This window comes from Clostridium lentum (assembly GCF_014287815.1).
Classification (GTDB): Bacteria; Bacillota; Clostridia; order Clostridiales; family Clostridiaceae; genus Clostridium; species Clostridium lentum.
Genome location: NZ_JACOOQ010000001.1, coordinates 1 through 23,467, shown reverse-complemented (window position 1 = coordinate 23,467; position 23,467 = coordinate 1). Strand labels below are relative to the sequence as shown.

Below are 23,467 nucleotides of genomic sequence, written 5' to 3'. Positions count from 1 at the left end.
TTTATGATGAATGGATATATTGAAACTATATCTATTCATTAAGTTTTCAAAACAGTTCAAACACAGTATATCATATATACAATTATTTTAATTATGAGATTTTTAAATGACTTTCATAAAAATACTTAATGCAATTTCCTAGGAAATTATTTTTCCTTTAAATCATTAATCATATCTCTAAGTTCTGCAGCTCTTTCAAATTGAAGATTCTTAGCAGCATCTTTCATTTCATCAGTATATTCCTTTATTAATTTAACCTTATCATTTTCAGATAATCCTGTGCTATCAACTTCATAAGTTTCAGATTCTTCTGTAACCATTATACTTCCAATAACGTCTCTTACATCCTTTTTAATGGTCTTAGGTATTATGCCATGCTCCTTATTATAATCCATTTGAATCTTTCTTCTTCTTTCTGTTTCCTTAATGGCTCTATCCATAGATCCAGTTATGCTATCAGCATACATAACAACCTTACTCTCAGCATTTCTAGCTGCTCTACCTATTGTTTGTATCATAGATGTCTCTGATCTTAAGAATCCTTCTTTATCAGCATCTAAAATTGCCACTAAAGCAACTTCTGGTATATCAAGCCCTTCTCTTAAAAGGTTAATTCCCACAAGCACATCATACTTACCAAGTCTTAGGTCTCTAATTATTTCCATTCTCTCAATTGTATCTATATCAGAATGCATATATGTTGTCTTCACATCAATATCAGTAAGATACTTAGTTAAATCTTCTGCCATCTTTTTAGTTAATGTAGTAACTAATGTCCTAAATCCTCTCTTAGTAGTTTCTAAGATACTTTCATATAAATCATCAATTTGACCATTTACAGGTCTTATTTCTATTTCAGGATCTATAAGTCCAGTTGGACGTATTATTTGCTCTGCTATATTAGTTGAATGATCTACCTCATATTGGCCTGGTGTAGCAGAAACAAAAATAACTTGATTAATCTTATTCTCAAATTCTTTAAACTGTAATGGCCTATTATCATAAGCTGATGGAAGTCTAAATCCATACTCTACTAAGTTATCTTTTCTTGATTTATCTCCAGCATACATTGCCCTAACTTGTGGTAATGTAACGTGGCTTTCATCAATAAACATTAAGTAATCATCTGGGAAATAATCTAACAATGTTTGTGGTGGCGTTCCTGGCGCTCTTCCATCAAGAATTCTAGAATAATTTTCTATACCACTACAATATCCCATTTCCTTAATCATTTCAATATCATAGTTTGTTCTTTGTCTTAACCTTTGAGCTTCCACAAGTTTATCTTGTGATGTAAGCTCTTTTAATCTTTCCTCTAATTCATATTCTATTACATTAATTGCTTTATCTATTGTTTCTTGTGAAGCAGCAAAGTGAGATGCTGGAGTTATTGATACATGCTTTCTATCTCCAATTATCTTCCCTGTTAACACATCAAATTCTCTTATTCTATCAATTTCATCACCAAAGAACTCTATTCTTATTCCATTATTAGATGATGATGATGGAACTATATCTAAAGAATCACCTCTTACTCTAAATGTACCTCTAGAAAAGTCTATATCATTTCTTTCATATTGAATATCTATAAGCTTTCTTATAATTTCATCTCTATCTTTTTCCATTCCTGGTCTTAAAGATATTGTAAGCTTTTTATATTCTTCTGGATTACCTAATCCATATATACAAGAAACTGATGCAACAATAATTACATCTCTTCTTTCTAATAACGCTGATGTAGCAGCATGTCTAAGCTTATCTATCTCATCATTTATAGATGCATCTTTTTCTATAAATGTATCAGTGGAAGCCACATAAGCTTCTGGTTGATAGTAGTCATAATATGATACAAAATATTCAACTATATTGTTTGGAAAGAATTCTTTAAATTCAGAACATAATTGAGCTGCTAAAGTTTTATTATGTGCTAATACTATAGTTGGTTTTTGAACCCTTTCGATAATATTGGCCATGGTATAGGTTTTTCCTGAACCAGTAACCCCTAATAGTGTTTGAAATTCTCGTCCTTCTTCTATTCCACCTGTTAGTGAATCAATGGCTTTAGGTTGATCCCCCATTGGTTTAAATTTTGAATGTATCTTAAATTTATTCATTTTTTTATCAACTCCGTCATAATTAATACTATATATCTATTCTACTTATTATTAACATTTTGTAAAATTTATTAACATCTAAATTTAAGCTATAAAAAAATAGCAATTGCAAATGCAATCACTATTTTTTGATTTTTAATTGCTCTAATATTCTTTTAAATTCATCACTGCTTATATCAATTCTACTTTCATCTTTTATCATACGAGGAACTAATAATACTCCCAACCTTCTATTCCCTAATTGTAATATATAATCATTTATCTTACCGTATCTACTTTTTATTTTAATAGGTAAAGTAGACTTAGCTTCTTTAACAGCATTTAATATATCTACCTCTGAAGTTGCAGCTTCACCATTTACAGCTAAAATTTTATCACCTCTTCTAATTCCTGCTTCAAAAGCCACAGAATTAGGTGCTACTTCAAGTATTGATATACCATCCTCACCACTTACATATAAGTATTCTCCATTTTTTTCTTTCATTCTTTCAAATTTAATCAATAACTCATGTGCTAATGGCATATAAACTAATGCTATTATTTCTCCAACTAATCCAATACTACATAATTGTGAAACAATAAGTAATGATATTCCATATAATAATATTCCTATCCCTGCTCCTAGTACTTTTTCCTTTTTTCTTTTAGTAAAGGTAACAGAACTATAACCTATTACACCATAAAAAGGAGCAAACATTAAAGATGCTGTAGCTAAAATTGCTGTTAAATTAAAATCTTTAATAATAGGCCACCAACTATATGTTGGTGCTGAAATTATTCCTGTTCCTGAAGACTCTCCACTAATCATTATCATCACAGCTATGGGTATAGCCCAGTATCTATTAAATGAAAATCCACCAACTATTTTGTTTTCCCTATTACTGAATACCGGAATTGAACCTCTACTTCCATCTACCATTACAATGATGCCTTCCATAATGTGTAAAACCGCTATAAAACTAGTTAATGAAAGTATATTTATATTGATATATGACTTCATACCAATGCTATTTAATATTATATTTAATATCATACTCACTGCTCCAAGTAATGCTCCAGAATAAGCAAAGCATACAAGCTTAGGCCTTATGCTCAATAGTACTATTGATGTTATAAAAATAAATTCTATACCTGAATTATTGCCAAAACTAATACCTAATATAGCTAATATAACACTTCCTATTGTTCCTGCTAATATACCTATCACTATTTGTGATAATGTTAATTCTAGGGGAGTATCAATTACTTCTCCTATTGTCATTTGTTGTATAATTGCAGTCTTTTTATTTTTTAAATAAAATATTATTCCAAATACTATAAGCATTAGTAAATATGTTGGTTCAATTATTGCTTTTGCTACAGTTCTTAGACTATATGTTATCAGCTCCATTTGTAGCCTCCTAAGTTACTATTTTTGTCTTATTACCTCTAATGCCTTTTGGAATTGTGTATCAATGTCCCTACTATACTCTTGACTTAACACTTCTTCGCTTAATTCTACATTAATATCTGGCTCAATACCTTTACCATGAATATTTTCTCCATTAGGACAATAATACTTTGATGTTGTTACTTTAATAGCTCCAGTATCTCCGTCACTTTGTACAAAAGGAATAAGCTGTTGAACTATACCTTTTCCAAATGTTGTAGTTCCTATAACTGTTGCTACATTATTATCTTTTAATGCTCCTGTAACAACTTCTGATGCACTGGCACTTCCACCATTTACTAATACCACTAATGGCATACCAATTGTATTTCCACCTTGAGATAAAGAAACTTGCTTATTATCATATTTATCTATGGTATAAGTAATCATCTCTCCTTTTGGAATAAAGTTAGATGCTATCTCAACACATTTATCTAAATATCCTCCTGGATTTCCTCTAAGGTCTAATATTAATCTTTCCATTCCACTTTCTTTTAATTCATTGAGCTTTTCTGTAAATTTAACACTTACATCTTCATCACTAAAAGTAGTAATTTGAATATACCCAATATTACCTTCTAATATTTCACCTTTTACTGATTCACTTTGAATTTCTTCTCTTACTATGTCAAATTGTAAAGTCTCTTCTCCTCTTTTTATAATTAACTTTACTGAAACACCTTTTTCTCCTCTAACTCTTGATACTACCTCTTCACTATTGGCATCAGTAACTTCATAATCATCAACTTGTAAAATTACATCTCCTGCCTTTATTCCCGCTCTATCAGCTGGTGAACCTTCAATTGGTGATATTATTACCACCTTTTCATCTCTTACACCAATTTGTGCTCCTATTCCATAAAAATTATTATTTGATTCTATAAAATTCTTATATTCACCTGAATTCATATAAACAGTATATGGATCACCTAAAGCAGATGCCATTCCTTTCATAGCACCTTCTAAAAGTACAGTATCATCTATGTCTCCATCATATTTTGCCATAAGCAGGCTTCTAAGTTCAAATAAGTCACTATATTTATTTGCATCACTTATCTTTCCTAAGTCCCCAGCAGCTTTTTCAGGAACTCCAGTTAAAATAAATCCTTTAGTTGCTGCAATATTACCTCCATAAAACATTCCAATTCCTGTTCCTACAAATAATACAGCTATGGCAGCAACCTTTAACCATTTAAATTTATCTTTCCTACTCTCTTTTTCCTCTCTCTTAAAATTTTCCATTGTCCTACTTCCTTTCAATGTATGTTCAATAGCTTTATGCTTTTTATATCTATATCTTATATAATAATAATATTAATTTAAATAAATGTTAAGCTTCTTTTTTATTTATCTATATTTTTTTTATTTTTTAATAAAAATAAGGAGCTATAAATATCATACAGCTCCTTATTAATTTATTTTTCAATATTTAGTTTTTATACAACTAAGAATTTTCTTAGTGCAGCTATACTTCCAATAGCTCCAACTACTATTCCACCTAATAAGAATCCTCCTAATAAAGTTGTTAATACAAATGATACTGGAACTAAGTTAGCTATTAAAAGGTTACTTGCTATAAATCCAAATACACCTCTATAGATAAAGTATAGTACTGCTGTTGCAAGCAATGAACCAATGGCTCCAATGATTATACCTTCAATAACAAATGGCCATCTTATAAACCAATCTGTTGCTCCAACAAACTTCATTATTCCTACTTCTCTTCTTCTTGAATATACAGCTAATTTGATTGTATTCATTATTAAGAATATTGATACTCCAATAAATACAAAGAATAATATTACTCCTAATATTTGTACAAAATCAACTACTCTGCTTATTTTTTCAATTAATTCTTGTTGATTAGTAACAGATTCCACACCTGTCATATCTTCTACTGCTTTAGTTACATTACTTGCATATGATGCATCTTCTAGAGTAACTATATATGAACTTGCTAGTGGATTATTTTCAAGGCTATATCCTTCAAGCATACCACTATTTCCTTCTAAATCCTTCTTAAGTTTTGTAAAGGCTTCATCTTTTGATTCATAAGTTACTGCTTTTACTCCATCCTGCTCCGATAATTTAATTTCTACTTCCCTTTTATTTACAAGCTTTATATCATCTTGTAAATAAACTTTTATTTCTATCTTATCAGCTACATCTTCTATAGTCTTATTAAAATTTAAACCAACTAAAGTAAATGTACCTAATACAAAAAATGTTACTAATACAGTTAACATTGCAGCAAAACTAACTGTTATATTACGTTTTATACTTTTCAGGGCATCTACTATAAAATAATTTATTGTATTAATTTTCATTTTCGTACATCCCCTTTCTATCATCTCTTACTATAGAACCTTTTTCTATAGCTATAACTCTCTTCTTCATATTATCAACTATATCCTTAGCGTGAGTAGCCATAACTATTGTTGTACCAGATTTATTTATATCTTCTAATAATTCCATAATTTCTTTTGCTGTATCTGGATCTAGATTACCAGTAGGCTCATCAGCTATAAGTACAGATGGATTATTCACTATAGCCCTAGCCAATGATACTCTCTGTTGCTCTCCCCCTGATAATTCATTAGGGAACATTTTATATTTATGAGATAATCCAACAAGAGATAAAACCATTGGTACTCTCTTTCTTATTTCCTTTTGAGATGCTTCCACAACTCTCATGGCAAAAGCAACATTTTCATAAACATTTAATGTTGGTATAAGTCTGAAATCTTGAAACACCATACCTATCTTTCTTCTGTAATATGGCACTTGATTTCTTTTTATTTCTGATAAATTCCTATCTGCAACAGTTATATTTCCCATTGTAGGTTCAATTTCTTTTAATAGCATTTTTATAAAAGTTGACTTTCCTGACCCTGAAGGTCCAACTAAAAATACAAAATCTCCTGAATTTATTTTAACACTTACATCTGATAACGCTTTTACATTGTTGTTATATATCTTGGATACATTATTAAATTCTATCATTAAAACACCTCGTATCATTCTTTTCTCAAAAACTCTAAATTGATTATATCACAGAAAATCCTATTGACCAACAATGTACCTAATTATTTATCATTATCCAATTTTTTAGTAATTATCATTAAATCCTAATCCTAACACCTCTTTTGAGTCATTTACTGTAATGAATGCTTCTGGATTATTTTCCTTAATAAAGTTCTTTAATGTAATAAATTGATTATTACTAAGCACAGTGTAAACAATATTTACTTCACTATAAGTATATCCGCCTTTTCCATTTAACACTGTACACCCTCTATTTATATCTTTATTTATAAAGTTAACTACCATATCAGCTTTACTAGTGATGATAAACACTTGCTTACATGTATTAAACCCATCAATAAACTTATCAATAAGAAGTCCTATTAATATTAAACTAAAGAAACCAAATAGTCCCTTATCTATACCGAAAACATTAATTGCTAAAAGACATATAATTGAATCATTTAATAATAATGCTGTTCCAACACCTAAAGGTGTGAATTTGCTTATTATAGCTGCCAATATACTGGTTCCTCCTGTTGATGCACCTTGATGAAATACTATTGCTGATCCCATTGCTAAAAGTGCTGAACCAAAAAAGCTAGCTAAAAACATGTTTTCTGTTAACATTACAGGGTTAAACACTTTCTCAATTATTTCCATAACTACAGAAAGTATCACAGTAGCATACAGACTTTTTCCACCAAATCCTTTTCCTAAAACCACAAAAGCTACAATAAATAAAATAATATTTAATATGAATACCATTATACTTATATTCCAACCTGTAATTCCATTAATTACAAGAGCTATACCTGAAACCCCACCAGCTGCTATATCATTTGGAAATAAGAAATATTCCAGTCCAATTGCTGTTAATACTATTCCTAATGTTGTTAATGCATACTCCCTTATTTTTTTCATTTGTACCACCCTAACCTTTAATTATTCTCCATTAATTTCTTTAAAGCCTTCTCCCATAACTTCAGCTACTTCACTGACAGTTATAAAAGCACTCTTATCTATTTGGCTAATATATCTCTTAAGCTTAATAAATTCACTTCTACCTATAACAGTGTAAAGTATAGTAGTTTGCTTTTCAGTAAATCCTCCTATACCATTAATAAAAGTGCAACCTCTTTCTAAATCATTTAAAATAAATTCACTTATTTTTTTACTTTCCTTGCTTATTATTGTAACTTCATTACAAATATTAAAACCAGCAATGGCTTTATCTATAGCAAAGCCACTTATTATTACTGCTAATACTGCATATAATCCCTTTTGTACTCCAAAGGTCATTGCTCCTGCTAATGTAACTATAAAATCCACTATCAACAGTGATTTTCCTATATTAAAATGTAAAAATTTATGTAATATCTTTGCCAAAATATCAGTCCCACCTGTAGATGCATTGCAGTTAAATACAATTGCTAAGCCTGATGCAGAAATTATTGTTCCTAAGATAGTTGCTAGCATAAGATCATTAGTTGCTTCATAAGGAAATACTTTTTCTAAAAGCCACATAAATCCTGACAAAGTAAGACTAGCATAAATGCTCTTTCCACCAAATTTACTTCCTATCACCAAAAAAGCAACTATATATAAAATACAATCCATCATTAATACCAATAGTCCTATAGGTATTTCTGGAACGAAATTATTAATTATTATTGCTATACCACTTAAGCCTCCTGCAGCAATGTTATTAGGTTGAAAAAAGTATACTACCGATACTGCTACAAGAAATACACCAAAAGTGATTAATATAAAATCTCTTAAATTATATTTGTTCATAATATACTCCTATTATTTAAATTACTATAATTATGTTTCCTCTTTTACCTCTTTTTATCCCATTTACATTGAATATTATTCCAATGAACAATTATATCATAAACTTTTATAAAAACTAGTTCATGATATACGAATTATGAAATTGTAATTAAAATCATGGTTTTACTTATAAAACTAATCTTAAATTTATATATTTAATTATAAAAAGATGACAAATCAAAAATATTTCATTTTGATCTGCCATCTATATCAATAAGATTTTAAACTATCTTCTTAATTCAATAGCTCTTTTAACTTTTTCAACAACATTTGCAGCTGTTAATCCATAGTACTCTAATAATTCATCTGGTTTTCCACTTTGACCAAATTGATCATTAATACCAACCTTCACTACTGGCACTGGACAAACTTCATCTAAAACTTCTGATACTGCTGAACCTAGCCCACCAATTATGCTATGTTCTTCAACTGTTACAATTGCTCCTGTTTCCTTAGCAGCCTTTACTAAAATGTCTGAATCAATCGGTTTTAGAGTATGGATATTAATAACTCTTGCAGAAATTCCTTGTGATGCTAAGATTTCCTTAGCTTCTAAAGCAACATCCACCATTATTCCTGTAGCTACTATTGTTAAATCTGTACCTTCATTTAAAAGTACACCTTTACCAATTTCAAATTTATAATTATTTTCATCATTTATAACATTAACAGGCGCTCTACCTAATCTTACATAGCAAGGTCCATTATACTCTGCTATTGCTTCTATTGCTGCTTTTGTCTCAACAGCATCTGATGGTGAAATAACTACCATATTAGGTATTGATCTCATTAATGATAAATCTTCCACTGTTTGATGTGATGCACCATCTTCTCCAACTGTTATACCTGCATGAGTAGCACACACTTTTACATTTAATCTTGGATAGCAAATTGCATTTCTTATTTGTTCAAATGCTCTTCCTGCTGCAAACATAGCAAATGTACTTACAAAAGGAATCTTTCCACAAGTAGAAAGCCCCGCTGCCACTGACACCATATTTGCTTCTGCAATTCCCATATTAAAGAATCTTTCTGGACATATAGCCTTAAATTCTGAAGTTTTTGTAGACTTTGAAAGATCTGCATCTAAAACCACTATATTTTCATTAGTATTAGCTAATTCTGCTAAAGCTTTTCCATATGCTTCTCTTGTTGCAATCTTTTTACTCATTAATTTTCCCCTCCTAATTCCTTTAATGCTGCTTCACATTGCTCTCTGCTAGGTGCTATACCATGCCATTCAGCTTGGTTTTCCATAAATGATACGCCTTTTCCTTTGATTGTTTTACAAACTACTGCCGTAGGCTTATCTTTACACTCTTTTGCTTTTTCTATAGCATCTATAATTTCTTCATAGTTATGACCATCAATAACTAAAACATTCCAACCAAAAGCTTCAAATTTTTTATCTATTGGACAAGGATTCATAACTTTTGTTATATCTCCATCAATTTGTAATCCATTAAAATCAATGAAAGCTGTTAAGTTATTTAACTTATAATGTGCTGCACACATTGAAGCTTCCCATACTTGACCTTCCTCTAATTCTCCATCACCTAATATTGTATAAACTCTATAATCCTTCTTATCTATCTTTCCAGCTAAAGCCATTCCTACTGCTGCAGAAATCCCTTGTCCTAATGATCCTGTTGACATATCAATTCCTGGTAAATATTGAATACTTGGGTGACCTTGTAATCTTGATTTAAACTTTCTTAAAGTTGATAATTCTTCTACTGGGAAATATCCTCTTCTAGCTAAAGTACTATAAAGTACAGGGGCAGCATGGCCTTTTGATAAAACAAATCTATCTCTATTTGGATCCTTTTCATTGTTAGGATCTATATTCATTTCCTTAAAAAATAATACAGTCATAATATCAGTAGCTGATAATGATCCTCCTGGATGCCCTGATGCTGATTCAGTAAGCATCTTCACTATGTCTTTTCTAATTTCTGTAGATATTGATTTTAATTCGTCTAAACTCTTTGCCATTGTGTATCCTCCTCAATTAATTCTTAATATATAAATTATTAATTATTCATAATAAATGATACAGATCATATAAATTAAGCTTTGTATTAATACGTCATTTTATTCTTTAAATTTATACTATCATATGAATCACTCTTTGTATATACTATTATTTTGATTAGTGTATACTTTTATTATTATTTAATTTATATTGTGTATCACTTTAATCTCACCCTACCTATTTTTATATGTACAATTACTGTTTATATGTATTATTTATACAACAAAAGCAGAGTCATTTTAACTCTGCCTTTTCATTATCTTTTACTACTACTTATCTAAATTTAAGCTAATTAGCAATGCTTTGTCCACTTTTTTCATATCAATATCTGTCATATGTCCAATCTTTTCTTTCAGTCTCTTTTTATCAAGAGTCCTTATTTGTTCTAATAACACTACTGAATCTCTGTTTAATCCATATTCAACTGAAGAAATCTCCACATGAGTTGGAAGTTTAGCCTTATTAATTTGTGAAGTTATTGCTGATACAATAACAGTAGGACTATATTTATTTCCTATATCATTTTGTATTATAATAACTGGCCTAATTCCACCTTGCTCTGAGCCTATAACTGGACTTAAATCTGCATAAAAAATATCCCCTCTTTTTACTACTATAGTCGCCATTTAAATTCTCACACTCCGCAAAGCCATTTCTCATATTCGCAAATATCGTCAAATTTATATTGTACATTTCCCTTTGAGAAATCAATAGCCTTTGAAAGTTCTAAATTAATATCTGACATTTCTTCATACCCTATCCTCATTAATTCAAGAAACTCTCCTTCATATTTCTTCTCATCATATTTTATTAAATTTTCCTTAATATATTTCCTATTTTTTTTATCAAAATCTTCATTTATTTTTCTAAAGATTTGATTTTCAAATTTATCTGACATACTTGTCCTCCTAAGAGTACATAATTTTATCCTTTAGAAAATTATATTTCAATTTGTGCTAGTCTGTAAATAGAAAATAATATTATTTTTAACTTTTCGCCTTTTTTTGTATATTTTATAAAATATTATGCTTTTTCTAAAACTTTTATCTAATTAATTCATTATTTTTAAATAAATTACAATAAGATTTATGTACTCTCCTATGGAAAGTATTATCAATATATAATTCGACTTCTATTAATATAACCTGGCTTATTTAAATTTTATTTATCTTAATTATTTTTTCTTTTTATTTATGTATGTTTATTAATCGATTTAATATTTCCACTTCTTCTGTAAATATCTTTTTAATACTTATTGCTTTTTTATAATAAAGAGACAAAAGTTCATTTGTTTATCTAGACAAACTTAACCTTTAAAGTTAACTACTTTCTATTCTATATCATAATAAAGAATCATCTATTTTTTCTACTTCTTCAAACTGTTCATAGATTATCCTTAATACATATCTATCTTCTCTATCATAAACTACAATTCCTATTGGTACTCTATTCTTTTTATCAATAAAGATAGTAGCTTTATTAAAATATATATTATTTAAAAACAATTCCACGTCAGCTTTTATATATATGGTATCTCCCCACTCTTCTTGCCCCTCTGATATACTTCCTTCCCTTATAGGATATGCTAAAATATTATTAATAAAAGCTAATGGATGTACTATATCCATATCTTGCCCTAATTCATATTCATTATCATTAATAGTATCTTTGACATATATTTTTTCATCCTTGTATATCTTAGTTACCTCATCACCAAATTCTACCCTCACCCCCTTATCTGCAGAATACCATTGTTTAGTTTCCTCAATTTCTTCACCCTTATCATTTTTCATAACATATTGTACTTTAGCCTCATATGCCTTAATATTTTTTAATCCTTCAATTATTTCTTCATTTGAAGGCATTAAAAAACCCCTGAAAAAAATGATAAATAAAATAGATATAAAAGGAACTGCCAATAATAATATAATAATTATTTTCTTTTTCATATTTCCTCCCAAATTGCCTGCTTCATTATACTATTATTATGCAACTTGGTTTTTTATTCATAATTTAACTTATAGAGTTTCCATCACAAAGGGAATACTTTCTATTTAAATGTCCTGCTATAATAAAATATCTATCTCTAAGAATAATATTGGCTGCTAATCCATGAATATATGTACCTAATAACGCTGAATCCATATTGCTATGACCTTGAGCAACCAGTGATGTTATTATCACCCATTCCTCCAGAGGTCATCTTACTATTTCCTTAAACATTATGTACATATTTATTCCTCCACAATTGCAAAAGCTATGGCATTGCTTTTATTATGAGATATAGAAACATTTATGTTTAATTTTCTATCACCAATTTTATCTCTAACTTCTTTAGAAATATTAACTATAGGTTTTCCTAAGTTATCCCTTAATATTTCAAAATTTTTAAGGTTGTAACCTCTAAATCCTGTTCCTAAAGCTTTGCTAAGTGCTTCTTTAGCTGCAAAATTCCCTGCTATTGTCTCTACTCTCATTCCCTTTGATTTAAAAAGTTCTCTTTCTTTTTCAGTAAATGCCTTACTTAAAAAACTAGGTGTTCTTTCAATTGCTACTTTAATTCTCTCTATTTCTATTATATCTGTGCCAATTCCTAAGATCATAGTTGCCTCCGCCTATGCTGTATCCTTTAATTAAAATCACTTACGTATTCGTCAACATATTCTCCTATGACATCTATTAAATGTATAGGTGAAACATTATTCTTTGATACTAAATCAAATAATCTCTTAACCTTTTCCTTATCGGTAGAAATATTATTTACACTATTTCTTTCTATATTAACCAAACCTCCATTTATAACGTCTTGTCTTTCTACTTCTATACCGTATGCCTGTCTACCTTTAAATCTTCCAAAAGTCATTCTATAGAAGTAATTCATCTTACAATTTTCTTTTTCCACTGTGATATCAAAACATTCTTTTACAACCAAAGTTATCTCCCCCTTAACATAACTTCCATACATCAAAGATAACACATTAATGTATTAAAATGTGTCAAAGATTGTTCTGTAAAGAAATAAATTTTTCTTTTATTTTCTACATTATACTTTATTTTTTACTTTTTTACCCATATTATTATTTAATAATATCCCATTATCATTTCTCTTAAAAATAAACGTTGTCGATAATACGTCCTTTAGAAAGTTAATCTGAATTTTAAAGTTTTTTTGTAAAAAACAAAGCCTCATAATTATATGTATACATTTAGCAAAACGTACACTATATTATTTTATAAAATTATGAGACTTTAATTATTCTTTTACTCCTTTATTATAATGTCATAAACATTACAGAAAACTTTATATAAGATATTATTGTTCATTGCCTATGGCATCAGAACTTTCTTTATCTACTCTCCTATTTCCTACGAACTTGAAGTCTTCCGCAACAACTTCTGCTATGTATTTCTTATTTCCTTCCTTATCTTCATAGCTTCCTGTACGAAGTCTTCCACTTAAACTTATGTAGCTTCCTTTAGTCATATATTTGCATATAACTTCGGCTTTCCTTCCCCATATAGTAACTGGAATAAGATCAGCCTTCCTTGTTCCATCGGCAGATTTAAAATTCCTATCCACAGCAATTATAAATCTGGTGAAGCTTTTTTCCCCATTTTCAATTGTTTTTAGTTCAGGGTCCTTAATAAGCTTACCTAATAACACAATTTTATTCATGTATAACACCTCCTGAATACTTTATCTAACAGTATAACCATTAATTTCTCTTTTATTCATTTAGTAAAAACTCTTTATATAAATATATAAAAAACTCCTCATAATTCATGAGAAGTTTTTTATAAAAATTTCTTATCTAATTGGTCTTTTCTTATACCTAGGACTGAATTTATTTCCCCACCTATTATTATAATTATGGAGCTTATATATAACCACGTCATTAAAACAAAGATTGTTGCCAAGCTTCCATATATCCGTGAGTAATTGGCAAAATTATTTACATAAAATGAAAATGCTAATGAAACCACTATCCATCCTAATGTTACAAAAACAGCTCCTGGTATAGCTTCGCTCCAATCAGTTCTCTTAGAAGGTGTATATCGATATATTGCCGCAAAAATAATTATCATTACCACTATAACAATGGAATATCTCAATAAATCCCACAACTTATGAATAAAGTCATTATATGGAATATATTTTAATATATATTTACTTAAAACATCTCCAAATACTAAAGTTGCTAAAGTAAGCATAATTGTAAATGCCAATGCTATAGTGCATATTATAGCAATTATACACCTTTTTATAAATGATCTATTTTCTTTAATATTATATGCCTTATTAACACCTTTTAAAATTGCTCTAAAAGCTGAAGATGCAGACCATATAGTCAATGTAGCAGATGCCCCTAACAACCCTCCATGTTGTTTTTCAACAACATCAATTATTACACTTGAAGTAAGCTCCACCACATTACTTGGAAGCACTCTTGCTAATCCCTCTATTATCTTCATGGAATCTAAATTGATATATCCAATTAGAGTCATAACAAATATTAAAAAAGGAAAAAATGATAAAACTAAATAATAAGCTAACTGGGCTCCTAAAGCAAAAATATCATCATTATTTACTTTAATAATAAAATATATTATAAAGTCAAAGGCTGATCTCCTTTTTTTAACTTCTTCTTTTTTCATTACATCACCACTACTTTTTTCTCTTTAATATAAATAATATTTATTATATCCTTTAATTCATTATTTTACCATGATTCAATTTGCCAAGCTGTTGGTAGCATATCTTTATACTTTTTGCTTAGGTACCTATTATCTACTAATAAGATACTTCCTTTATCCTCTTCAGTTCTAATAACTCTTCCTGCACATTGCAAAATTTTATTTATTCCTGGGTAAGTATATGCATAGTCAAATCCTTTTTCATCAAAATAACTTGCTATTATATCATTTTCTATAGATATTTTAGGAAATCCTACGCCAACTATAACAGCTCCACTCAGCCTTTTTCCTGGAAGGTCTACTCCTTCTGAAAACATGCCACCTACAACTGCAAATGCCAACACCTTAGAATTTTCTCTAAAGTTTGCTAAAAACTCTTCCTTTTCTACTTCATTTATATTTTCTTTTTGTACTAATATATTTTCATTATTACTATATATTTTTTCGTAGCTTTCAGCTACCTTCTTAAGATACTCAAATGATGGCAAGAAAACTATATTATTTCCGGGACTTTCCTCATTAAATCTATAAATTAATTCACATAATTTAGATATATTATTTTCCCTCATGCTATACTTCATATTTAAGGGCGAAATAAATGTTTTTAAGTTTTCTTTTTTAAAAGGTGAATCTAATCTTAATCTATAACTTTTATCATCTCCACCTAGTAAATCTATATAATATTTCATAGGCCATAAAGTAGCTGAAAATAATATTGTTGCATAGGAAGAACTTATTATCTTCTTAATATTATCAGAGGGATCAATACAAAATATCTTAACTTTCAAATCATTTTTGGCTTTCTCTATTATTGTATTATACTTATCTGAATACAATTCATTTATACTAACAAAACTTCTACATTTAAAATAAAAGTCCATTACTTCATCATATCCATCTGTACCTTTCCCTTTTACCAAATACTCATCTGCTACACTTATAAATAACTGCATTGCCTTAATGAGTTCTTTATACTGAATATTTTTATATATTACCCTTAGGCTGTTTTCTTCAAGTTCCCTTCGTATCTCTATCAGTTCCTTATTTATTAAATTTGAAGCTTTATAAAGAGCTGGAACCTTTCCCTTTAAAATCTTATTTATTTGCACTACATCACTCTTAAGAATTTCTCCACTATACATTGCTCTAGCTCTATCAATTAAGTTATGACATTCATCAACTAATATAACATTACTTTTATTATCTTCTTCAAAAATCCTTTTTAACCTTACTCTATTATCAAAAGCGTAATTATAATCACATATTATTGCATGGCACCATTCTGTAAGATCCAATGATAATTCAAAGGGACACACTTGATATTTTTCACTATATTTTCTTATTACCTCTCTTGATATTATGTTTTCATGGCTTATAATATCTTCAATAACATCATCCACTTTAGAAAAATAATCTCTTGCAAACTTACAATCATCAGCATTACATTTTACTTCATCATTTAAGCAAGCTTTTTCCTTTGCTGTTATACTTACTACCTTTATCTTTAATCCATTCTTTATGAGCATAGCATATGCTTCTTCTGCAACTACTCCAGTAATAGTCTTAGAAGTCAAATACACTATCCTATCTCCCATATTGTTTGTTAGCCCCTTTATAGCTGGAAATATTGTTGATATTGTCTTACCTATACCTGTAGGCGCTTGAGCAAATAATATACCGTTATTCCTGATGGTATTATAACAAGTTACTGCTAGCTCCCTTTGACCCTTTCGATAAGTTAGAAAAGGAAATTCCATTTTCTCTATGCTTTCATTCCTTTCTTCTATTAAGGCTATTTTTAAAAAAGCAGCCTTCATATATCTCTCAACTAACTCTGAAACAAAAGCTTCTAATTCTGTAAGTTTGAATTTCTTTTCAAAGCTCTTTACTTCATCTGTATTCAAATTATAATAGCTTAAACGTATTCTTATTTCCGCTAAATTATTTTCCTTGCAATATATGTATCCATAAAATTTTCCTTGAGCCCAATGTAGCTCATTATAATCTTCTTCTATATATATTAAGCTTTTATATGTAGATTTTATTTCCTCTATTACAATAATATCTCTTTCCTTTATAATTCCATCAGTGCGTCCTTCAATTATAAGCTCAATATCATCTCTAACGAATCCCCATTGAAGCTTTACTTCCTTTTGATAATTTTCATAAATATTTTCATTATCTTTTTGAAGTCTTCCATGAGCTATAGTTCCTTCCATAGCTCTTCTTATGGACATAAATCTATCATCTAGGCTACCACTTTTTAACACGTATTCCACTATGCCTCTTACAGATTCCATTATCACTACTTTTTGTGCCATAACCTTTGCCTTCCTAAATCTTAAAAATAATTAATTCTATTAATAACATTATATTTTTTATAATCTCTTTCTAGTATCTCCTTTTTAAGAAAAAAAGACTACTATAAATATATATGTAGTCTTTTATGAATGGTATTCATTTACTATCTTTTGTACTAGCTTCTTTATAGCACTTGCTTGAGCTATTAATGAAATAACCACTACGAAAGTCCTTATGCTATTTTCATCTTTTTCATTTAGGTTAAGGTCTCTTATAATGTTATTTAACTTTTCTTCATCTACAATATCTTCTGCGATACCTTCTCTTATGCTCTGACTTTGTGTCTCTGAAAATATCTTGTAAGCAGTTTCCCAAGATATTATATCATCTGATCTGTCATTAATTTCATTGAAAGCTAAGCTAAACACCTTTTTAATCTCTTCAGTAGTAAGTATTGGTCTCATATAACTTAATAATACTAGCTGAACTAAATGTATCTTTGTATAGCCCCTCTTTTTACCATCTTCCGGCTTACTTATTACTTCACTTTTTATATAGTTCTGCACTATGTTATTAGTATATTTATCATCTATAAACTTATCATTCAAAAAATCAATAACTTGAGATAAAAAAAGATCATACTTAGGTAAATCATCGTAAGATATCATTATGTTATCTTCTATTTGATCCGCTACTTGCTGTATATAATCCATATCCATCTTTTTCATCACGCATCTTCACCTATCTTTCTCTATATTACTATCTCCATTATATAGTAAATATAAACTTATTACAAGTTTATTTACCTATTTAATAAGTTTTTTCACTCTTTTTAATATTTATATCTATATTTTGATTATTCTTTTTTATTTCCAATTTATTATTGATTTTTTTATTTATTATTGATATTTTACTAGTAAACTTTTACAATTTATGTATACAGATGCAATAAATTTATTTTTACATTATTTTCTTATTTTATATTCTATTTTTTAATATTTTTAAATCATTTATGTAACACATTTACTATTTCAGTATACAAGTCATTTTAATCACGAAAAATTTAACTATTTATTTTGAAAATTAAACTTGACTTTTCAAATATATGGTAGTATAGTTTATTAGTAAGTAAAAAATATCAATTATTTTCTATAATTTAATATTTTTTATATTAATTATATTGACTTTATATTACATATTTGGTAAGATAAATCTACAAAATGTCGAAACTTGTTTTAGGAGGAATTTATAAATGAAATCAACTGGAGTTGTTAGAAGAGTAGACGAACTAGGAAGAATCGTTATTCCAATAGAATTAAGAAGAACTTTAGATATAGCAGAAAAAGACGCATTAGAAATATACGTAGACGGAGAACAAATTATATTAAAGAAATATGAACCGGCTTGTATATTCTGTGGAGATGCTAGAGATGTAGTTAACTACAAAGGTAAAAATATCTGCAAAAATTGCTTAAACGAATTAAAGACAGATAACAAATAATTGTACATAAAAAAGCTAGTGAATTTCACTAGCTTTTTAATTTTATAAATCTATGGCAATCTTATATACTTCTTTTTTAGGAATGTTTCTCATTTTAGCAACAGTCTTGATTGCTTCTTTCTTATCCATCCCTTTATTTATTAAATCCTTAAGATGCTCTTCCACTGTAAAAGCACTAAATTCTTCTTCCAGCTCCGCCTTTATTTCACTTTCGCTTTTTCCTGCCAGTACTAATACAAATTCTCCTCTTGGTTTATTCTCTAAAAAGTTATTATATGCATCTTCTAAAGCTCCTCTAAATATATCTTCATGTAACTTTGTAAGTTCTCTACATACAGCAATATTTCTATTACCTAAAGACTCCTTTAAAAAACTTAATGTATCCAATAACCTATGTGGTGATTCATAAAATATTAATGTTTCTTTTTTATCTTTAATTTCCTCAATAAGAATTTTTCTTTCTTTAGTTTCTCTTGGAATAAAGCCTCTAAAAACGAACTTTGTTGTGTCTAGTCCTGAGTATACAAGAGCTGTTGTAATTGCTGTTGCTCCTGGAAGAACCTCAAAATTTATATTGTTTTCAATGCATTTACTTACTATTACACTCCCTGGATCTGATATTCCTGGAGTACCAGCATCAGTAACTAATGCTATACTTATTCCATCTTCTAATTTATTTATTATTTGCTCACTTTTTCCTTGTTCATTATGCTGATGGTAACTAAAAAGTGGCTTTTTAATTTCAAAGTGATTTAAAAGTTTTAAACTTTGCCTTGTATCTTCTGCTGCAATTTCATCTACACTTTTTAAAACCTCTAAAGCTCTTAAAGTAATGTCCTTTAGGTTTCCTATTGGTGTTGGTACTAAATATAATTTACCTTTACTCATATTATTTCACCCTTCCATATATTTCATCTATCTCTCTACTGAAATTTCCTTCTTCATCATAAACATATAAAGGCTTTTCCCATTTTAAAAATGCTCCTCCGTCTCTCTGACCTTCCACTAATACAATATTAGGTTCCTTATTTACATTAGGCTGTACCATTTTTACTCTCTTTGGCTCAATATTATATTTTCTCATTAAGCTAAATATATCTGCCAATCTTTCTGGTCTATGTACAATAAACATTCTTCCATTATCTTTAAGTAACCTTCTAGCTGCAACAATTACATCTTCTAAATTGCAAAGAATTTCATGTCTAGCAATTGCTAACTTATCGTTTGGATTTACTATACCTGAATTATTTAACTTATATGGAGGATTTACCGTCAATACATCAAACCTTCCTAACTCTTTTACAAGGTTTTTATCCTTTAAATCAGCACATTTAAATTTAACTATATCTTCTGTTCCATTTAATTTTGAACTTCTTCTTGCCATTTCTTCCATTTCTTCTTGAATTTCAATTCCCCAAACTTCCTTGGGATTATATTTTCCATAAAGAAGGAAAGGTACTATACCTGTACCAGTACATAAATCTATTACCCTATGCTTTGATTTAACATTGGCAAAATCCGATAATAATACAGCATCTATACCAAATCTAAAAGCTTTTTCTTTCTGTATAATCTTAAGACCTTTTAAATCTAAATCATCAATTCTCTCATCCTTATTTATACTTATATCCATAAATTATAGTTCCTCCAAAATTGTGTCTATATCTTTTAATTCTTTCTTATATTATATCTATATAGTATACACAAAAACTGCTTTTTAGAAAACTTAATTAAATATAAAAAGACTAGAAAGCTCTTTCCTAGTCCATAATACTAATTATAATACTCTTCTTGCACAATAGAATGATGTTATATTACCTACCTTAACTCTATCACCTGGTTGTGGTGCGTGAATATATTGTCCTCCACCTACATAGATACCAACATGGTCTCCACCATAAGTGAACACTAAATCACCTGGTTGTAATTCATCATAAGATACAGGTGACCCAACTTCCATTTGAGTATAAGTAGTTCTTGTTATGTTTAATCCTGCTGCATTTGCATATACATAGCTTGTAAATCCTGAACAATCAAATATATCTGGACCTGCTGCGCCATATACATATTCAGCTCCTATGAAATTATATGCATAGCTCACTATAGAACTTCCATAAGCTGATGATGCAGTTCCTAATGTAATTTCCCCTCTATTTGGAGATGAAATTTGTTGTTGTGCTGCTACCTTAGCTGCTTCTTCTGCTTCTATTATTTCTTCTAATTTAATTGTTCCATAGTATATAGAATCTGATATTTCTTGTTTTACAATTTCACTTTTTATTTGATTATCTCTTATGCTTGTTAATTGATCTATAGCAGATTGTAATTCATTCTTATCATTAGATGTTTCTAATACAGATTGTTGATAAGCTACTAATTTTCTTTCTGATACTGCTAAATAGTTCTTTTCAAATTCTTCTTGTTCTGCATTTAATTGCTCAATAGCATTTTCTTGCTCTGCCTTCTTAGTATTTAACTCAGCTAGTGCTGCTTCGTTTTCTTCTGTAAGCCTAATTACTTCTGCTTTTCTTTCTTCTAATGCAGTTACTTTTTTATTTAAATTTGCTTTCTTTTCTTCTAACTCAGATATAAGTTCTTTATCAATATTAACTATTCTTGTTGTAGAGTCAATTTTACTGATTAATTCATTAAAGCTTTTTGCACTAAATAAAAGAGTTAAATAGTTAACTTGTCCACCAGACTTTTGAAACTCTCTAATTCTCTTTCCTAAAACTTCTTCATTTTTTTCTATTTCTGCTTTAGTTGTTTCTATTTCCTTTTCAGTATTTTCAACCTCTATTTTAATTTCTTCAACTTCAGACTTATTATTTTCTATAGTTTCCATTAAGGATTCTATTTCTGCATTTAATGCGTATACTTGCGCTGTTGTTTCATCTATTTTATCTGTCAATTCATCATATCTTGCTTGATTTTCTATCACTTCTTCATTAGGTGTTGCAAAAGTTGGCATTCCCATACCAAATATTAATGTTGCCGTCAATAGTGCCGATAATACTTTTTTCTTCATATTTCATTGGTCTTATGACCTTCCCCCTCTACTTAGTGATTCATTACTATTATATCATTTATGGTAACCCCATTCAATGGTAATTTTTAATATTTAAGGATTAAAGCTATTATAAAAGCATCCTTAATATCACTTTTCTGTCATTTTTCATTTTTACTATTCATATATTTTCATTGATTTTACTTAATCTTATACTTTTTACTTATAAATAATTGAATTATTGTTGTTATAAAAATTGCAATTATGAAAATAATGATTGCTATCCTGCTACTATCCTTATAAAATATTGATACTGTTCCAATAATAGTACCTATAGCCCCTATTGCTATATTTAGAAGCCCATTAACTTTTATGTACTGTTTTTGCTCTTTTGTTGTTCTATTTTCTTTAGTGCTGACATATAAGGCAAAAAAACCCATTAAAACAAATCCTATACTTCCAAATAATATTATAATACTTTCAATTCCCATAGTATTTCTCCTCCAAATCTTCATATATTATTATATATTGTCTCTTTTTAAACAACATATTACGCTATTTTTAAATTTTCTTCAACAATTTTTAAATTACATGTTGACACTTATAATTTTGTGGACTATAATAATAAATGTACTACGGGGTGTGGCGCAGATGGGAGCGCGCGTGGTTTGGGACCATGAGGTCGCAGGTTCGATCCCTGTCACCCCGACCAAGATAGGCTAAAACCTATCTTTTTTTTTGCATTTTATAAAGGAGATTTAATATGGATACAATAAAAGCTGCAATATTTGATTTAGATGGTACACTTGTGGATTCTATGTGGGTATGGGAAAGAATAGATATGGAATTCTTGAAAAAAAGAGGATATACTGTTCCTGAAAATTTAAAAGATAACATAACTCATTTAAGCTTTAAACAAGTAGCCCAATATTTTAAAACCACATTTTCTATTGATGATTCAGTAGAAGCTATAATGGATGAATGGCATGAAATGGCCTATAATGAGTATTCTAATAATGTTTTTCTAAAAGAAGGTGCTATGGAATATTTACATAGCTTAAAAAAAGCTGGCATTAAAATAGCTTTAGCTACAAGTAATTCAAAACCATTATTAGAAGCTACATTAAAAAACAATGGAATTTATGACTTATTTGACTCTATTACCGTTACAGATGAAGTAAAAAAAGGTAAAGATAATCCAGACATATACCTACTAGCTGCTGAAAAGCTTAATGTTAATCCTGTCAACTGTATGGTATACGAAGATATCGTAGCTGCTGTAGGTGGGGCCAAGCTAGCTGGCATGAATGTTACTGCTGTTTATGATAAAGCATCTGAAAAAGATTTAAATATATTAAAAGAAAAAGCTGACAAATACATATATAGCTATAAAGAACTACTATAAAGGGGACGTCTCATAAATGATTTTTAAATCATTTATGTAGACGACCTCTTTTTTGTTTTTTAGAAAAATTATTCAGTTTATATTATGTAATTAGTGGTAATAAATTTAATTTTAAACACA

Annotated in this window: 25 protein-coding genes and 1 tRNA gene; 3 read left to right on the top strand and 23 right to left on the bottom strand. The window is 28.9% G+C overall.

What is annotated here, in order from left to right:
* Positions 1-146 precede the first annotated feature (146 nt).
* The 19 genes from uvrB to H8R92_RS00040 form a co-directional block, all read right to left on the bottom strand.
* The gene (gene uvrB / locus H8R92_RS00130; RefSeq protein ID WP_022212099.1) at positions 147-2,114 is read right to left on the bottom strand and encodes an excinuclease ABC subunit UvrB; all 1,968 of its coding nucleotides are present in this window, start codon (positions 2,112-2,114) and stop codon (positions 147-149) included.
* A gap of 121 nt (positions 2,115-2,235) precedes the next feature.
* Positions 2,236-3,504 (bottom strand): PDZ domain-containing protein, encoded by a 1,269-nt coding sequence (locus H8R92_RS00125; protein ID WP_186834351.1) that lies wholly within the window; start codon positions 3,502-3,504, stop codon positions 2,236-2,238.
* Positions 3,505-3,522: 18 nt separating this feature from the next.
* Complete coding sequence (locus H8R92_RS00120; protein ID WP_186834350.1) at positions 3,523-4,785, bottom strand: S41 family peptidase; 1,263 nt, start codon at positions 4,783-4,785, stop codon at positions 3,523-3,525.
* 194 nt (positions 4,786-4,979) lie between these two features.
* Positions 4,980-5,870 carry a permease-like cell division protein FtsX gene (ftsX, locus tag H8R92_RS00115; protein ID WP_022212102.1) on the bottom strand — a complete coding sequence of 297 codons (891 nt, stop codon included), beginning with the start codon at positions 5,868-5,870 and terminating at the stop codon, positions 4,980-4,982.
* Positions 5,860-6,546 (bottom strand): cell division ATP-binding protein FtsE, encoded by a 687-nt coding sequence (gene ftsE, locus H8R92_RS00110; protein ID WP_022212103.1) that lies wholly within the window; start codon positions 6,544-6,546, stop codon positions 5,860-5,862. Before ftsE ends, ftsX begins: the two co-directional genes overlap by 11 nt.
* Before the next feature lie 105 nt (positions 6,547-6,651).
* A complete protein-coding gene (locus H8R92_RS00105; RefSeq protein ID WP_022212104.1) occupies positions 6,652-7,491 on the bottom strand; it encodes a YitT family protein in 840 nt (279 codons plus the stop codon).
* Between the two features lie 21 nt (positions 7,492-7,512).
* Positions 7,513-8,364, bottom strand: a complete 852-nt coding sequence (locus tag H8R92_RS00100) for a YitT family protein (RefSeq protein ID WP_022212105.1) — start codon at positions 8,362-8,364, stop codon at positions 7,513-7,515.
* Between the two features lie 265 nt (positions 8,365-8,629).
* Positions 8,630-9,574, bottom strand: coding sequence for a transketolase family protein (locus tag H8R92_RS00095; protein ID WP_022212106.1), 945 nt, complete (start codon positions 9,572-9,574; stop codon positions 8,630-8,632).
* On the bottom strand, positions 9,574-10,398 hold the full coding sequence (locus H8R92_RS00090) for a transketolase (RefSeq protein WP_022212107.1): 825 nt from the start codon (positions 10,396-10,398) through the stop codon (positions 9,574-9,576). Before H8R92_RS00090 ends, H8R92_RS00095 begins: the two co-directional genes overlap by 1 nt.
* 309 nt (positions 10,399-10,707) lie before the next feature.
* Positions 10,708-11,064, bottom strand: a complete 357-nt coding sequence (locus tag H8R92_RS00085) for a type II toxin-antitoxin system PemK/MazF family toxin (RefSeq protein ID WP_022212108.1) — start codon at positions 11,062-11,064, stop codon at positions 10,708-10,710.
* An 8-nt stretch (positions 11,065-11,072) separates the two neighbouring features.
* Complete coding sequence (locus H8R92_RS00080) at positions 11,073-11,336, bottom strand: hypothetical protein (RefSeq protein WP_022212109.1); 264 nt, start codon at positions 11,334-11,336, stop codon at positions 11,073-11,075.
* 442 nt (positions 11,337-11,778) lie between these two features.
* Complete coding sequence (locus tag H8R92_RS00075; protein WP_022212110.1) at positions 11,779-12,387, bottom strand: germination lipoprotein GerS-related protein; 609 nt, start codon at positions 12,385-12,387, stop codon at positions 11,779-11,781.
* Between the two features lie 64 nt (positions 12,388-12,451).
* The gene (locus H8R92_RS00070) at positions 12,452-12,622 is read right to left on the bottom strand and encodes a hypothetical protein (protein WP_022212111.1); all 171 of its coding nucleotides are present in this window, start codon (positions 12,620-12,622) and stop codon (positions 12,452-12,454) included.
* Positions 12,623-12,672: 50 nt separating this feature from the next.
* Positions 12,673-13,041 carry a holo-ACP synthase gene (acpS, locus tag H8R92_RS00065; protein ID WP_022212112.1) on the bottom strand — a complete coding sequence of 123 codons (369 nt, stop codon included), beginning with the start codon at positions 13,039-13,041 and terminating at the stop codon, positions 12,673-12,675.
* Between the two features lie 26 nt (positions 13,042-13,067).
* Positions 13,068-13,370 carry a DUF6514 family protein gene (locus H8R92_RS00060; protein ID WP_022212113.1) on the bottom strand — a complete coding sequence of 101 codons (303 nt, stop codon included), beginning with the start codon at positions 13,368-13,370 and terminating at the stop codon, positions 13,068-13,070.
* A gap of 381 nt (positions 13,371-13,751) precedes the next feature.
* A complete protein-coding gene (locus tag H8R92_RS00055; RefSeq protein ID WP_022166491.1) occupies positions 13,752-14,114 on the bottom strand; it encodes a single-stranded DNA-binding protein in 363 nt (120 codons plus the stop codon).
* 119 nt (positions 14,115-14,233) lie between these two features.
* Positions 14,234-15,094: a YihY/virulence factor BrkB family protein gene (locus tag H8R92_RS00050; RefSeq protein WP_022212114.1), complete on the bottom strand. Its 861-nt coding sequence runs from the start codon at positions 15,092-15,094 to the stop codon at positions 14,234-14,236.
* 65 nt (positions 15,095-15,159) lie between these two features.
* Positions 15,160-17,454, bottom strand: coding sequence for an ATP-dependent DNA helicase (locus H8R92_RS00045; RefSeq protein ID WP_022212115.1), 2,295 nt, complete (start codon positions 17,452-17,454; stop codon positions 15,160-15,162).
* Between the two features lie 123 nt (positions 17,455-17,577).
* Positions 17,578-18,162, bottom strand: coding sequence for a DUF1836 domain-containing protein (locus H8R92_RS00040; RefSeq protein ID WP_022212116.1), 585 nt, complete (start codon positions 18,160-18,162; stop codon positions 17,578-17,580).
* A gap of 524 nt (positions 18,163-18,686) precedes the next feature.
* Between H8R92_RS00040 and H8R92_RS00035 the strand changes: the two genes are divergently transcribed.
* On the top strand, positions 18,687-18,935 hold the full coding sequence (locus H8R92_RS00035; protein WP_022166495.1) for an AbrB/MazE/SpoVT family DNA-binding domain-containing protein: 249 nt from the start codon (positions 18,687-18,689) through the stop codon (positions 18,933-18,935).
* Between the two features lie 42 nt (positions 18,936-18,977).
* On the opposite strand, the gene rsmI is transcribed toward H8R92_RS00035, so the two are convergent.
* From rsmI to H8R92_RS00015, 4 genes are all read right to left on the bottom strand, one after another.
* Entirely contained in the window at positions 18,978-19,823 is an 846-nt protein-coding gene (gene rsmI, locus H8R92_RS00030) for a 16S rRNA (cytidine(1402)-2'-O)-methyltransferase (RefSeq protein ID WP_022212117.1), read from the bottom strand.
* 1 nt (position 19,824) lies between these two features.
* A complete protein-coding gene (locus tag H8R92_RS00025; protein WP_022212118.1) occupies positions 19,825-20,568 on the bottom strand; it encodes a tRNA1(Val) (adenine(37)-N6)-methyltransferase in 744 nt (247 codons plus the stop codon).
* A 144-nt stretch (positions 20,569-20,712) separates the two neighbouring features.
* Complete coding sequence (locus H8R92_RS00020) at positions 20,713-21,963, bottom strand: C40 family peptidase (protein WP_022212119.1); 1,251 nt, start codon at positions 21,961-21,963, stop codon at positions 20,713-20,715.
* Positions 21,964-22,142: 179 nt separating this feature from the next.
* Positions 22,143-22,433, bottom strand: a complete 291-nt coding sequence (locus H8R92_RS00015; protein WP_022212120.1) for a hypothetical protein — start codon at positions 22,431-22,433, stop codon at positions 22,143-22,145.
* 145 nt (positions 22,434-22,578) lie between these two features.
* On the opposite strand from H8R92_RS00015, the gene H8R92_RS00010 reads away from it, so the two are divergent.
* A tRNA-Pro gene (locus H8R92_RS00010) sits at positions 22,579-22,654 on the top strand.
* Positions 22,655-22,705: 51 nt separating this feature from the next.
* Entirely contained in the window at positions 22,706-23,347 is a 642-nt protein-coding gene (locus H8R92_RS00005) for an HAD family hydrolase (protein ID WP_022212121.1), read from the top strand.
* Positions 23,348-23,467 lie beyond the last annotated feature (120 nt).

Coding starts and splice junctions, on each gene's coding strand:
- H8R92_RS00100 (WP_022212105.1), bottom strand. CDS start 8,364: ATGAACAAATATAATTTAAGAGATTTTATATTAATCACTTTTGGTGTA.
- rsmI (WP_022212117.1), bottom strand. CDS start 19,823: ATGAGTAAAGGTAAATTATATTTAGTACCAACACCAATAGGAAACCTA.
- H8R92_RS00025 (WP_022212118.1), bottom strand. CDS start 20,568: ATGGATATAAGTATAAATAAGGATGAGAGAATTGATGATTTAGATTTA.
- H8R92_RS00090 (WP_022212107.1), bottom strand. CDS start 10,398: ATGGCAAAGAGTTTAGACGAATTAAAATCAATATCTACAGAAATTAGA.
- H8R92_RS00055 (WP_022166491.1), bottom strand. CDS start 14,114: ATGAATAAAATTGTGTTATTAGGTAAGCTTATTAAGGACCCTGAACTA.
- acpS (WP_022212112.1), bottom strand. CDS start 13,041: ATGATCTTAGGAATTGGCACAGATATAATAGAAATAGAGAGAATTAAA.
- H8R92_RS00080 (WP_022212109.1), bottom strand. CDS start 11,336: ATGTCAGATAAATTTGAAAATCAAATCTTTAGAAAAATAAATGAAGAT.
- H8R92_RS00125 (WP_186834351.1), bottom strand. CDS start 3,504: ATGGAGCTGATAACATATAGTCTAAGAACTGTAGCAAAAGCAATAATT.
- H8R92_RS00015 (WP_022212120.1), bottom strand. CDS start 22,433: ATGGGAATTGAAAGTATTATAATATTATTTGGAAGTATAGGATTTGTT.
- H8R92_RS00095 (WP_022212106.1), bottom strand. CDS start 9,574: ATGAGTAAAAAGATTGCAACAAGAGAAGCATATGGAAAAGCTTTAGCA.
- H8R92_RS00120 (WP_186834350.1), bottom strand. CDS start 4,785: ATGGAAAATTTTAAGAGAGAGGAAAAAGAGAGTAGGAAAGATAAATTT.
- H8R92_RS00040 (WP_022212116.1), bottom strand. CDS start 18,162: ATGAAAAAGATGGATATGGATTATATACAGCAAGTAGCGGATCAAATA.
- H8R92_RS00045 (WP_022212115.1), bottom strand. CDS start 17,454: ATGGCACAAAAAGTAGTGATAATGGAATCTGTAAGAGGCATAGTGGAA.
- H8R92_RS00020 (WP_022212119.1), bottom strand. CDS start 21,963: ATGAAGAAAAAAGTATTATCGGCACTATTGACGGCAACATTAATATTT.
- H8R92_RS00050 (WP_022212114.1), bottom strand. CDS start 15,094: ATGAAAAAAGAAGAAGTTAAAAAAAGGAGATCAGCCTTTGACTTTATA.
- uvrB (WP_022212099.1), bottom strand. CDS start 2,114: ATGAATAAATTTAAGATACATTCAAAATTTAAACCAATGGGGGATCAA.
- H8R92_RS00005 (WP_022212121.1), top strand. CDS start 22,706: ATGGATACAATAAAAGCTGCAATATTTGATTTAGATGGTACACTTGTG.
- H8R92_RS00075 (WP_022212110.1), bottom strand. CDS start 12,387: ATGAAAAAGAAAATAATTATTATATTATTATTGGCAGTTCCTTTTATA.
- H8R92_RS00105 (WP_022212104.1), bottom strand. CDS start 7,491: ATGAAAAAAATAAGGGAGTATGCATTAACAACATTAGGAATAGTATTA.
- ftsX (WP_022212102.1), bottom strand. CDS start 5,870: ATGAAAATTAATACAATAAATTATTTTATAGTAGATGCCCTGAAAAGT.
- H8R92_RS00035 (WP_022166495.1), top strand. CDS start 18,687: ATGAAATCAACTGGAGTTGTTAGAAGAGTAGACGAACTAGGAAGAATC.
- ftsE (WP_022212103.1), bottom strand. CDS start 6,546: ATGATAGAATTTAATAATGTATCCAAGATATATAACAACAATGTAAAA.
- H8R92_RS00085 (WP_022212108.1), bottom strand. CDS start 11,064: ATGGCGACTATAGTAGTAAAAAGAGGGGATATTTTTTATGCAGATTTA.